Consider the following 13,829-nt stretch of genomic DNA (forward strand, 5'->3'; position numbering starts at 1 on the left):
GACCATTTTGATGTATTAGAATCCGAATACCCGCGAATTGAAGCAATTTTAAGCCTGTCAAAATAAGGACACTTTTCCGCCAAATAGCGTTTTTATTAATGGACGTCATCCAATTCTATCCGTATACTTGCACCAACAAAGCGATTAGGGAAGCACTTTCAGGAGGGGCAAGTATGAATAAAGGACGATCAAAGGGTAAACGTATTTCGCAACGCATGGTGATCATTGGGATTGGTGCATTAGCCATGATTGGCGTCACCGTTTTTTTCCTAGTCACATCCAAAAAACCGACATCATCACCCGCACCGACAACGATAGCCATCTTCCAAGTGAAGAAGCATGAGTTACGAGTGCCGGGACAGGTACAGGCCGTACGTACGCAAAAAATCGACATTCCTGAAGGCACCGTCCAAAACATGACGGTTAAAAATGGCGATAGTGTGACGCTTGATCAACAACTTTTGACGGTTTACAAGCCTGACGTACAAGCAAAAATTGATGAAGCTTCACGTGCGCTTGAAAAACAACAACGCAGTCAAGCCACACTTGATCAGCAAATCAGCCAAATCAAAGCTACTTTGAGTAAGACCGCCGCCGATGATCCACAGAAGTCCGCCTTGCAGACACAACTTGATGAGGCGCAGAATAATCGCCAAGATTCGGCTGATGCCATCACCCAATCGAATCAGGATATCGCTAAATTAAAGCAAAGTCTGAATACGGTGGTTAAGGCTCCCTTTGCAGGTCGGCTGTACATTGACTATCAAGCAAATGGCAGTCAGACCATCACGGAAACCTCGGCTGAAGTTGAAGCCGTTGGTGAGGTCTCCGAATTTGATTATTCAAGTGTTAAAATCGGTCAATCTGCAACCGTACAGGCGCTGGCAAGCAAAACAAAGCAAGCGACAGACATCAATTTTATTAGCAGTGATCCGGCTAAATCCAGCAAGCCGAATCTCGCCAAGTATGAACTCACGACGAAATTACGTGACGGCTTTTTAAACGGCCAATCCATCACCATCACGATTCCCCTAAGCGGTTTGTTAATTCCCAAAGAAGCGGTTAAGGACGGGGCCGTTTTCAAAATCGTCAATAAACGCGCCATCCGAACTAAAGTAACCTATGTGGCAAAAGACGATATGTATGAAGTCTCAGATGGCCTCAGCAGCGGCGACCGCATTCTTCAAAAACCCGACAAAACAATCAAAGACGGGGCGAAGGTGAACGTTGATGATTGATTTACGGCATGTCAACAAAAGCTATCTGCAAGGCGACACAGCCTTCCCAGTGCTTAAAGACATCAACTTACACATTGATGAAGGCGAGTTCGTCGCAATTATGGGCCCGTCTGGCTCTGGCAAAACCACATTAATCAATATTATTGGCTTCCTTGATACAGCTTTTGAGGGCGACTACCTTTTTCAAAACGAAAATGTCGCCGCCTTTAATCGCGCCACTGCGTCAAAAATGCGAAATCAGCATGTCGGCTTTGTCTTTCAAAATTTCAGCCTAATCAATAACTTGAACATTTTTGAAAATGTCCTTATTCCTCTGAGTTATGGTGGCAATCGACGAAGTGATGTTAAAGAAAAAATCACTGAGTTGCTGCATTCTGTTGGCCTAGTCGATGTCGAAACGAAATTACCGCGCAATTTATCTGGCGGTCAGCAGCAGCGGGTGGCAATCGCTCGTGCCCTTGCAAATTCACCGCAATTCCTAATTGCCGATGAACCGACCGGCGCCTTAGACAGCCATACTTCGGCAGAGATCATGCGACTCTTTAAAACACTCCATCAACAAGGCGTGACCATCATTATGGTGACGCATGATGAACACGTGGCGCTACAAAGTGATCGCATGATTAAAGTATTAGACGGACAGATCATCAGTGACACGGAGGTTAGCCATGCGAATAACTGAATTAATTCGAATTTCCTTCCGTGCGCTAACTGCTAACAAACGCCGCAGCCTCCTAACCATGCTTGGCATTGTCATCGGTATCACTTCTGTTGTAACCATCATGGCACTCGGTAACGGTATCAAAGCTGCCACACTCAAAAATTTGCAAACTGATCAATCTGGCCAACAAACGGCTGAAATCACCTTCCTTCCTGAAAGTAGCACTGCCTCCACGGCTGGTTTTAAGGAAGATGATGTGGATCTCGCCTATCAAACCGCTCCAGACAAAATCAAAAAAGTGACTATCAAACATGAAAAAGAACGCCTACAACTGAATGGTCAGTTAGCCAATCAAGATACGATGCTATCTGCCACACTTGTTACATCCATGCCTAAAGTGCAACTTGCTGCTGGAAACAAATTAACTACCGATTCCTTACAAACAGACGGTCATGATGTCCTTTTATCCAAGAAGTTAGCTAAAAAAGTCTTTCATGGCAACGCAGCAGCACTGACATCATCCATTTTTATCGGGAAGCGAAGCTACAACATTGTTGGTATTTTCAACACGCCTAAAGAGTCCTATTCAGCTTTAGATGTTGACGTTTTAATTCCTGAAAAGGCTTATACCGCTGGCCAGTTAAACCCAGGAGGGCAAAAATTGGCCATCACCTTCCAACGTGGCAGTGACATTTCCCAGTTGGCAAACGCCATCGTTCGTCAGTTGAAGAAATCTGGTACTGAACGCCGCAATGGCTCGTACCAATATTTTGATTATGGTGAATTACTAAAAGGCATCGGTAATGTGATCAGCGGGTTAACGTTGTTCGTCGGGGCCATTGCGGGTATTTCGCTACTGATCGCAGGTGTCGGTGTCATGAACATGATGTACATTTCCGCCTCCGAACGTTCACAGGAAATTGGCATCAGAATGGCCGTTGGCGCTACCCCGGCAGAAATTATGAAACAGTTTCTGTTAGAGTCAGTCATGCTGACATTAACCGGCGGCGTTGTGGGTCTTGTTCTCGGTGGCTTGATTGCCTGGATGATCACAGCATTCTTGCCATTTAAGCCCGTCATAACGCTTGGTTCCATCATCGGGACCTTTGCAATTTCCAGCATTGTCGGCATTGTTTTTGGCATCCTGCCAGCTAAAAGTGCTGCCAATAAGAACCTGATCGATATTCTGAAATCATAAAAATGCTCCCATCCAAATGGCAGCATGCAGCTTTCTATTTCTACATTGAAAGTTCTTGAACCAACGAAAAAACGGTTAGATCTGCGAGATCTAACCGTTTTTTATACGCTATTACTGCTACTGCTTTTAGCCAAAAGCCGTCATTGCTGCAGGCATCATTCAGAGCGCTTCTTATTGCGAACCCCTGCTAACCCAAACAAGCTCGCTATGCTAGTCAAGATCAGCCCAACAATAGACAAATCATTCGCCGATGTATCACCTGTTTGCGGTAGCTGATGAGTCGTTTTCACAGGTGTTTGCTGATTAATTGACTGACTAGGTCGACCAGTAACACTCGGCACTTTGCCTGTCTCATGACCAGTACTCGTACCGGTACTTGTGCCAGTACCGGTATCTGTACCAGTACCTGTATCAGGAAGCGGCCCTGATTTCGCAACGATTTCAAAGACCGCTTGCTGGGTATCGACATTTTCAAGCAGATAATTTGGCAGCAACGCTTGGATACGCTTGAGGCCGCCTGCGCTAAGTGTCACGGCGTAACGACCAACAACAATTGGGGCAATACCATCAGCAAAAGCCAAGTCACTGTCTTCAAGTATGATGTGACTACCATCCGTAAAAATCAATTCGAAATGTTGAGCATTCAGTTCTCCAGGTTGGCCATCATAGATTTTTTGCTGCATGCCGCTGAGCTGTCCTGACAAAACCGCGGGTGTGATCGTAATGGTACCATTCATTGTTGTGTCGTTAATTTGATAATTAGGACCAAGTGCAACCAGCACTTTAGCAATGCCACTAGCACTTAATCGATACGTGTAGGTGCCAACATTAACGCTATCATTGGCAACATCTATATCTGCATTCGTTAAGGCGACTGTTTGTGCACCAGTTGGTAGTTGAACTGTTACCAGTAATCCACTAGCTTGGCTTGCTCGGGTAACCCCGTCATACTGGAAATGACCATTATTAACGGTGGCCACGACTGTCAGTGGCGTGATGGTGATCGTGCCGGTCAATGCGTTCAAATCGGTTTCATTAAGTGCATAGTTGGTGCCGGCTGCTGCTTTCAACTTCGCTATTCCTGAATGACTAAGATGATAATGATACGTGCCAGTTGTCGTGTTATCGCCGTCAACAACAATGTCCTGCGTCGTCAATGCAACAGTTAGCCTAGCAGTCCCGCGCGAGAGGTAAACGACGCCATTGAGACCTGACGCTTCACTTGCCTTTGTACGACCATCATAAACAAATGTCGTATCATTTACCGTTGCAGTTCCTTCAGCCGGGGTGATCGTAATAATACCCATTAATGCTACTAGATCATCTGCTTTCAATTGATAATTTGGTCCAGCTATTTGTTGAAGTTTCGTGATGGCGTCAGTACTTAGCCGGTAGTGGTAACTGCCAACATTGACACCATCATCAGCAACCACGATATCTGAAGCGTCTAACTTAATTGATGTTGTATCGTCGCCAAGCTTAACCACTGCTGTTAACCCTTGAGCCTGACTCGCCTTTGTTTGGCCATCATACATAAATGAACCATCATTCAAATCAGCGGTTGTTGTTGCCGGTGTAATGTTAATGTTGCCCGTCAATTTTGCTAATTCTGAAACTGTTAACTGATAGTTGCTGCCGACTGCCTGTTGTAGTTTTGCTATACCGGTGGCGGTCAGCGTGTACTGGTAACTCCCAACATTCACACCATCATTGGCAACAACAAAGTCAACTGACGTCAAGGTTACTGGCACCGTCTCATTGCCAACTGTGACGTTTGCAGTCAAGCCTTGTGCCTGACTTGCCTTCGTCTTCCCATCATAAACAAACGATGTGTCACTGAGATTTACGGCACCTTCAGCTGGCGTAATCGTGATCGTGCCAGTCAGTTTTGCCAGTTCAGAAGCGTCTAACTGATAGTTGCTGCCGACTGCCTGTTGTAGCTTTGCGATACCGGTGTTTGTAAGGCTGTACTGATAACTTCCAACATTCACACCATCATTGGCAACAACAAAGTCAACTGACGTCAAGGTTACTGGCACCGTTGCACTGCCAACTGTGACGTTTGCAGTCAAGCCTTGTGCCTGACCGGCTTTCGTCTTCCCATCATAAACAAACGAAGTATTGGTCAGAGTTGCGGTGCTTGCTGCAGGCGTAATCGTGATTGTACCAATCAATTTTGCTAAGTCGTCAGCGTTTAGCTGATAATTGCTGCCAGCCGCCTGTTGTAGTTTTGCAATACCGGTGGCGGTCAGCGTGTACTGGTAACTCCCAACATTCACACCGTCATTGCCAACAGCAATGTCGGCGGACGTCAAGGTTACCGGCACCGTTGCACTGCCAATTGTGACATCGCCGGTCAAACCTTGTGCCTGACTTGCCTTCGTCTTCCCGTCATAAATAAATGAGTCATCAAGCAACTCCGCAGTGCCTTGTGCTGGTGCAATCGTAATCGTGCCTGTTAAGCTGCCCAGCAAGTCACTTGGCAACTGATAATTGGCATTCAACGCCTGCTCGACTTTCGCTACACCACTCTGACTCAGTTGATATTGATAATCACCAACATTGACGCTGTCCGATCCCACCACAATATCAGTCGAGCTAAGATCAACAACTGTCGTGCCAGAACCGGCCGTTAATGTTAACTGCAATCCTGAAGCCTGACTAGCAGTCGTTTTGCCATCATATACAAATTGTGTCCCATTAACAGTTGCAGTTGCAGTAGCAGGTGTGATCGTGATAACCCCTGGGTGAGTATTGATATCTGTCTGATCAATCGTGACTTCATCACCCAAAATCGCTTGAATACGTGTCAATCCACTACCATTAAGAAGATATCGATACGTACCTACATCTGGTGAGTCTGCTTCAACAAGTGAAATATCTGTCGAAGTCAAATCAATGGCTTGCTGTGAGCCATCACTCAAAGTCACATTAAGAACCAGTTTTGGCGCCTGACTGGCCAATGTCGTGCCATCATAAGTGAACCCACTATTATTCAACTGACCTGTAGCTGTGCGACCGATGATAAGTTGTGCCGTACTCGTACCGGTAAAATTATAGTTAGCCGCTGACTCACCAGCATCATTTGTCAGTTCAGCAATCCGCGCCCATGCCGCCTTTGAAAGTTCAACACGGTAGACACCCGTTTTCGCCAATGCATCAGCAGCAATCTGGTTGCCAGATGCATCAAAAAAATTAAGGTCACTCAGTTGTAAAGCACCAGCATTGAAGCCATCCCAAAGACTCAGAGAAAAGGCCGTCAGATCCACCGTAATCGGTTGACCCGTCGCAGTTGCCGTTTGAGTACCAGTCAACGAATATGACGCCGCCAGCCGTTGATTATAAAAAATTTTAGCTGAGCCACTTTCAGCCCCATACGCGTAAGTGACTGTATACCAAGTCACCTGATCACTAGGTACACTGCCTGTGACAACACCGTCTCTATCTTTAGAGGCGATCACAGCCCCGTTCTGGTCCGTTACAGTCCAAGTCAGATCGCTAAGCGGAACCTCAGTGCCATCCTTTTTCACGGCGCCGCCAAAGTTCAGTTCTGGTTTCCAAACCTGACCCGTGAAAAGGTTAATGTCATGGGCACGGATAACAGGATCATCCAGATGAACCTTGTAAAGACCAGTGTAAGTTGTGCCATCTGCTGCCTTCAATGACCAATTAAAACTGAATTGTTCAGTTCCCGCAGGCATCGTAAAGGATTTTGTCGCGGTATTAAAGGCCACGCCGGTTCCCTGAATATTCGAAACCACAATTTGATCCTGACTAACACCAGAAATCGCCACACTAAATAGATCACGCAAACTAACATGAGCAGAATCCGTGTAGGCGTCGGCATTTTGATTTAGAGCATCCGGAGTTGTCGGTACAGCCGTCGCGGCATGCAAAATTGTGATCCGGTTATTGGAAAACGCCTCTTGATCAATTGTCGGTGTCCCAGCAATCGCCACCTCAGGAATCAAATTAGCATTAAAAGCTTTAGCACCAATGGCAGTCACACTCGCTGGGATATTGAGCGCATTTAAGATGACGTTTGCTTCAAACGCCTCTTGGCCTATTGTCTGCAGACCTGTCCCCAAAGTTAAGTTGCTAATTGAGTTATAGACAAACGCATATTTGCCAATCGCGGTGACACTATCCGGCACAGCCAAACCATTTTGAATCTTATTGTAGCCAAAAGCACTGTCGCCAATTGTCTGTAACCCGTCATTTAAAGTTAGTGCCGGGATTTTGTTGCCGACAAACGCTGCATTTTTAATTGTCTTCAAATTTGGTGGCAACACAATTGCATTGTTAATCGTATTATAGGCAAAAGCACTGTCACCAATTGACTCAAGCGCTGTTGCCCGACTGAAGTCAACATTTTGCAACGGTCCAAACTCAGTAAAAGCTAGATCACCAATTGTCTGGAGATTAGGACCAAATGCTACTTGGATGAGGTGTCCACCGTAAAAGGCTTGATCCCCAATTTGTTCAAGTGAGTCTGGTAAATTAATCGCCGTCGCACTGGAAAATGCGAATGCCTGAAAGCCCAATGTTGTCAGCCGACTATTGTCTGCGATTGCAACCGTTCCTAGTTTTGACCCATAAAAAGCCGATCCATCAATCACGCTGATGTTCGCCGGTATTGTCAGCGTCGGAATTTGATTGCCAGGATTATCCTGACCATTAATGTCAGGCAGATCCTTCATGTTTTGGATAAATTGAAAAGCGCCGCCTGTAATCGTCTGAACATCAGGACCAAACGTCAGATTATCCGTGAAGAGATGGAAGAAGGCTTGGTTGCTAATCGTTGCTGCATCGACGGTCACATTCGTAATGCGTGCATAGCCAAAAGCAGTTTCAGCAAGCGTTGTTGCCTTGCCGCCCAGCGTCAGCGATGTAGCCTTAGTACCGTAAAAGGCATTCTTACCGATCGTCGCTGATCCTGCCACATTAATCGTGTCATTAATGGTTTCGTAGGCAAACGCCGCTTCGCCAATATTAGCAACTTCATCATCCAACGTCAGCGACTCGGCCTTAAGCCCATAAAAAGCATTTTGACCGATTGTTGCCGGACCTGCGACACTGACCGCACCAGTAATCGTGGCATAGGCAAAAGACGACTCACCAATGTTCCCTGCACCGTTCAATGTAATCGCACTCGCATTGACACCGGCAAAAGCCTCTTTATCAATAACAGCCGCATTATCGACGGTGATCCCACCAGTGAATTTACTATAGGCAAAGGCTGAAGCACCAATTGTCGTGACCGTAGAGGCAACATGTAAGCTAGTCAAATTACTCAAGTTAAAGAATGCAACATCCTGAATCGCAGTCACCGTATAAGCTTGACCATTATACGAGACAGTTGGCCCAATATTAATGTCGGTAAGCGTTGCACCAGAGTCATGACCCGTAACGGTTGCCGTTTTGGTTGTCTCATCAAAACTGTAAGTTAAACCGTCAACCGTTGCGTCAGTGGTCGTGGTATTGGCTGTTACTGTAGGTTGAGCAGCAGCTGTCGCAACCGGTTGGGCTTGACTACTGGCCGACTGCTGTGCACTGGAAGCTTGGCTGTTCGCGGCTGAAGATGCTGCTGTTTCACTAGCAGTGGCAGCCTGTGTAGCAGCTTGGTCTGCAGCCGCGGCTGATTGAGCCGCTCCAGACCCCGAGACTACCTGTGCCGAGGTTGCTGAGGCTACCTGTGACGCATCAGTTGTCTGTTCAGGGGCAGTCGCCTGACTCGTAAGTGTTTGCGCTGCTGATGAACTGGATGTTTGACTGCTAGCCGCGCTCGCCGCAGATGAAGCCTTGACAGCCTCGCCGGAGTTAGTAGCATTCACAGCATTGCTTGATGTTGTCGCTTGATCACTAGTCACCGCACTTTGAGATGTCGCTGGCTCCGCTGCCTGTGACGTTGCCGTTACTTGTGTCTGTGGCAAGCTTGTATCCGCCTTAACTTCATGACCTGGTTGAAAAAAGGCCGGTATAAACAGTAAAGCAGCACCGGCAATAAGCCACCGCTTTTTTGCTTTATACATCCGAAAACGGACATGAACCGTCTGTTCCGCCTGTCGAGCCAATTGAATCCGTTTAGAATCTAGTTTCAAGATCATGATCCTCCTACAGCCATGTTAATAGCGATTCCCGTCACGACGCTTAACGAACCATCTCAGATACGATGATTCACTTGGAAACAGTAAGCGTGTAGAATCTGTTTTTCATTATATAACTGATTTTATTAAAAAAACGGAAAAATTTGTATCCAATTTTCAGAAAATAATTTTCTATTTATTGAGAGGAAATCGGAACACTCAAAAACCAAACTCCCCGTATCTAATTGTTCTTTTTAAGGTGTGGCTCATCCTTGTCTTTGCCCACAAAATTGGCTACCAATCACAACAAAAAACCGCAACGTCTAAAAACAACGCCGCGGTTTATGATAGTTATTTTTCTTAGAACAAGTTCAACTTAGCAATTCGGATAGATGATACTGACAGTTATACGTAAAAATTCCAAATCAACTGCTGACCATGCCTACATCAACTCGTTCACGGTACGTTTTTGACTACATTTATCTTCAAATGTTATCATTATTATATCGTTAATTTTTAAATTTGGAGCGGATTATCTATATTCTAAATATGGATCAAGCTTTATGATCAAACATGTAGATTATTTTTGCGATCTATATTTGCTAATTTAATACTTCTCCATTTGAACTTATAACTCGTTTGTACCATGCGAAGGAGTCCTTCTTCTTTCTTTGTAAAGTTCCTTCTCCCTTATCATTAACATCAACGTAGATCATGCCGTAACGTTTCGACATTTGGCCAGTTGTGAATGAAACAGGATCAATACAACCCCAAACTGTGTAACCCATTACATCATTGCCGTCTACATCAATTGCTTTTTTCATTTCAATAATATGGTCTCGTAAGTAATTAATACGATATTGATCATGTATTTCACCATCAGAATCAGTGCCATCTTCTGCTCCAAGTCCATTCTCAACGATGAATAGTGGCAAATGATATCGATCATACATTTCATTGATGTAATAACGTAGCCCTTGTGGATCTATTGTCCATCCCCATTGACTTCGCGTAAGGTATGGGTTCTCAACCGTATCGGATCCAGAGGCATTTCCACTACCAATTCGTTTCAATTTCGAATTTGCACTTACTGTACTCGAAAGATAATAACTAAAACCAATATAGTCAACTACCCCTTCTTTTAAAATGCTCAAGTCGCTTTGGGTTATATCAATCGAATAACCCTTCCGTTCCCAGTGCTTGATCATATACTCTGGGTAAAAACCCCGACACTGAACATCTGAATAGAAATATTGGGTCCTATTCATCCATTGTGCCTTTAACAAATCATCTGGGTTTGGCGTATTAGGGTAGTATGGAGAAGCTGCAACCATGCATCCAATCATAAGTTGCGGATCTATTTCATGGCCCTCTTTTACGGCTAGGGCTGACGCCACAAATTCATAATGTGACGCTTGATAAACTAATTGCTCACGATCTTCACCTTCCTTAAATTTCAAACCGGAATTAGTAAATGCAAAAATTGGATTTTCCGTCAATGATTGATTATTAATTTCATTAAATGTCAGCCAATATTTTACTTTACTGTGATATCGTTCAAAACACGTAGTTGCAAATTTTGTGAAAAAACCAATCATTTGTCGATTACGCCACCCACCATACTTGACTACCAATGCGTAAGGCATTTCAAAATGTGACAATGTTATAATTGGCTGAATATTGTATTTAATCAAGGTGTCTATTAGATCATCATAAAACTTTAGGCCTTCTTCATTCGGTACTTCTTCGTCACCTTCTGGAAATAGTCGCGACCAAGCAATTGACGTTCTAAAACATTTAAAACCCATTTCAGCAAATAGTTTAATATCTTCTTCGTAGTGATGATAAAAATCGATCGCATTATGATTTGGATAATACTCGCCATCTTTTATGCCAGCAGTGATTTTTCGCGCTTGATCTGACGTACCAGATGTCATGACATCGGCAATGCTTAACCCTTTTTGGCCATCTAAATAAGCACCTTCAACCTGATGAGCAGCAACTGCACCACCCCATAAAAAATCTTTATTCATATTTCCCTCCACTTTTTCAAACACCTTTAGTTAACAGTCATTATCTGATCATTGGAATTAACTTTAAGTCCAATATCGTCATTAATTTCTACTTTATGTTCCTTGAAATTTGTAATTAAAACAGGGGACTGTAATGAATAGCCGGCGTCTTTAATGGCCTTTATATCAAATTCAATTAGTTCTTGATTTTGCACAACATGGTCACCTTTTTTTATATCGACTTTGAAGTGTTGCCCATTAAGGCTAACAGTGTCGAGTCCAATATGAATCAAGATCTCTACTCCAGAATCGCTTCTAAGTCCTATAGCATGTTTCGTAGGGAATACCGCGATAACTTCGGCATTAAACGGTGCTCTTACTATACCTGTAGAAGGTTCTATCGCAATTCCTTCACCAACGCTACCACTGGCAAATACTTCATCGTCTACCTTGCTCAAAGGAATAATATTTCCAGTTATCGGTGCAATCACCAATGTTTTGTCCTGAGGTTTTGTATGAACGATTGAAGGTGAGGTTTTTAGTTCTGAAATATTACTATTTTTGTTTAGTGCGTTTTTTTCTAATGCTGCGTCTTCAGGGACCAGATAATCACCATCTTCTTTGCTAACACCAAAGAAATAAGTGAGTGTTGCACCGACGAGCACTGCAACCGAAATACCTAAAAGTGTAAATGGCATCGGTTTGTAGCTCATCATAGCTAATGAAAAAACATTGTGAAAAACATATGACGTCATCATGACATTAAATGAAGCATTAATTGCTCCACTGATGCCTCCCGCAATAGCAACAATTGCCAACATACGTTTTGAACGAATAATGATGCCATACAAGATTGGCTCAGTGACGCCAGCTAAAAACCCAGTAATAATAGTTGGTCCTGCCAATTCTCGCATTTTTGAGTTTTTTCGTGCCCTCAGAAATGCGCCAATGGCGATACCGATTTGTGTGTATACAGCACACATCGCCACGCCTTCTATTACGTCTCCGCCATATAGTTTGAGATTTTGTAACGTGATGGGTGTAAATCCCCAATGAAGACCCAAAATGGTTAAGAATGGATAGACGGCCCCTAACACAATTCCTGCAAGAATACGACTGACACTAAACAACCACATAACAAATGCTGATATCCAGTTGCCAACAATCGTTCCAAATGGACCAAATGCCAATACTGCTAATGGAAATAAAACAATTAGTGAGATCATGGGATTTAGAAATAGTTGTAATTGCTGGGGAATAACCTTCTTGAGTACTCGATTAAACATGCCATAAACAATAGCAAGCACAAAGATCGGAAAAACCGTTGTCGCATAATCAATTGCGGTTAGATTAATACTTAATAAACTTAGGCCTTTTTTACCAATCAGAGCAGTAAAATTCGGTTCTAATAGTGCAGCACCCAATGCCCCACCGACAAATGGGTCTGCTTTGAATTGCCTAGATAAGGTGACACCCAAAAATATTGGTAAAAAGTAAAAGACACTATTCCCTGCTGCTGATAAGACTGCATACATTGAAGATTTTTCAGACAACCAGCCGACCGTTGTCAAAACTGTAATAAAAGCTTTCATCATACCAGCTCCGGCAAGTATAGGTATTAAAGGCGTGAATGCCCCAGAAATCACTTGAATAAATGAAAATTGTTTACGTTTACCTTGACCTATCTCGTCATTTTTTGTGCTTTCTGATGTGTCAAGCAAAGGTATAATCGCATCGTAAAAGTCAGATACTTGTGGCCCAATAACCACCTGGTACTGGCCACCGCTTTGAACTACCTGTAATACAGAAGGCAATTTCTCCAAGTTTTCCTTATCTGCTTTTGATTCGTCTTTCAGTACAAAACGTAATCTCGTGGCGCAGTGCACTAAGTTTGTGACATTCTTTTTACCACCAACCAAACGTAGAATATTTACTGCATCATCTTTTATCATAATTTACCTCCTAAAAAGAAAAACCTAGCAATATAGCAGTACGTAGTTAAACTACTTCTACTAAATGCTAGGTTTCGCCTTTGTTACAAGTCACGATCCTATGTCATTTTTTTTGCTTATTCAGTTAGTAGATAAGCGATTCAGGTAGAGAGTTAAGTACAAGACTTCACTGGAACTCAATTGCCATTTATATTCTTTTTCAAGAAATGACTTTATTTTAAGAGCACACTGATAATCGTTAATATATTTTTTTGAGACGGCGCCCAAAATAGAAGAATCAGCGCTTAAATCTTCACCTCGCACCTGTCGACGAACAAAGTATCTCATATGCGTTACAAACCTAGAAAAGTTATAAGATGATCTATCAAACGGTCTGCCATAATGGTAAGACGCAATATTCAAAACGTTCTGAATGACTTTTGTAATAAATACAGTTTCCTGCATGTCACGATTATCATAATGTGAGTTGATGAAATGTAGCGCAATAAAGGCGGCTTCTTGATCTGGAATTTTTATTCCAGTTCGCTCTCGCATTAATTCAACAGCCTTCAGGGAGTACTCATACTCACTGGGATAAAGCATCTTGATGTCCCATTCCAATGGGGCATTAAAAAATGCGTTCTGACGGGCACGTTGAAGCATAAAACTAATATGATCGGACAGTGTTAATAAGATACTAGTT

At 43.5% G+C, this 13,829-nt stretch carries 7 protein-coding genes; 3 read left to right on the forward strand and 4 right to left on the reverse strand.

The window, feature by feature from the left end; genetic code table 11:
• Positions 1-173: 173 nt before the first annotated feature.
• The 3 genes from ACWPAB_RS13135 to ACWPAB_RS13145 are packed head-to-tail and all read left to right on the forward strand — an operon-like array spanning position 174 to position 3,097.
• Complete coding sequence (locus tag ACWPAB_RS13135; RefSeq protein ID WP_003586108.1) at positions 174-1,238, forward strand: efflux RND transporter periplasmic adaptor subunit; 1,065 nt, start codon at positions 174-176, stop codon at positions 1,236-1,238.
• Positions 1,231-1,920 carry an ABC transporter ATP-binding protein gene (locus ACWPAB_RS13140; protein WP_003577163.1) on the forward strand — a complete coding sequence of 230 codons (690 nt, stop codon included), beginning with the start codon at positions 1,231-1,233 and terminating at the stop codon, positions 1,918-1,920. Before ACWPAB_RS13135 ends, ACWPAB_RS13140 begins: the two co-directional genes overlap by 8 nt.
• Positions 1,907-3,097 (forward strand): ABC transporter permease, encoded by a 1,191-nt coding sequence (locus ACWPAB_RS13145; protein ID WP_003586111.1) that lies wholly within the window; start codon positions 1,907-1,909, stop codon positions 3,095-3,097. The genes ACWPAB_RS13140 and ACWPAB_RS13145 overlap by 14 nt, the downstream gene beginning before the upstream one ends.
• Before the next feature lie 155 nt (positions 3,098-3,252).
• On the opposite strand, the gene ACWPAB_RS13150 is transcribed toward ACWPAB_RS13145, so the two are convergent.
• From ACWPAB_RS13150 to ACWPAB_RS13165, 4 genes are all read right to left on the reverse strand, one after another.
• Positions 3,253-9,204, reverse strand: coding sequence for an MBG domain-containing protein (locus tag ACWPAB_RS13150; protein ID WP_016381919.1), 5,952 nt, complete (start codon positions 9,202-9,204; stop codon positions 3,253-3,255).
• Between the two features lie 581 nt (positions 9,205-9,785).
• Positions 9,786-11,216 (reverse strand): 6-phospho-beta-glucosidase, encoded by a 1,431-nt coding sequence (locus tag ACWPAB_RS13155; protein WP_003586114.1) that lies wholly within the window; start codon positions 11,214-11,216, stop codon positions 9,786-9,788.
• Positions 11,217-11,242: 26 nt separating this feature from the next.
• The gene (locus tag ACWPAB_RS13160) at positions 11,243-13,147 is read right to left on the reverse strand and encodes a beta-glucoside-specific PTS transporter subunit IIABC (RefSeq protein WP_016367991.1); all 1,905 of its coding nucleotides are present in this window, start codon (positions 13,145-13,147) and stop codon (positions 11,243-11,245) included.
• Positions 13,148-13,267: 120 nt separating this feature from the next.
• A partial coding sequence (locus ACWPAB_RS13165) for a BglG family transcription antiterminator (RefSeq protein WP_016381920.1) occupies positions 13,268-13,829 on the reverse strand: 562 nt, incomplete at its 5' end.

This window comes from Lacticaseibacillus sp. 30 (genome assembly GCF_053819265.1).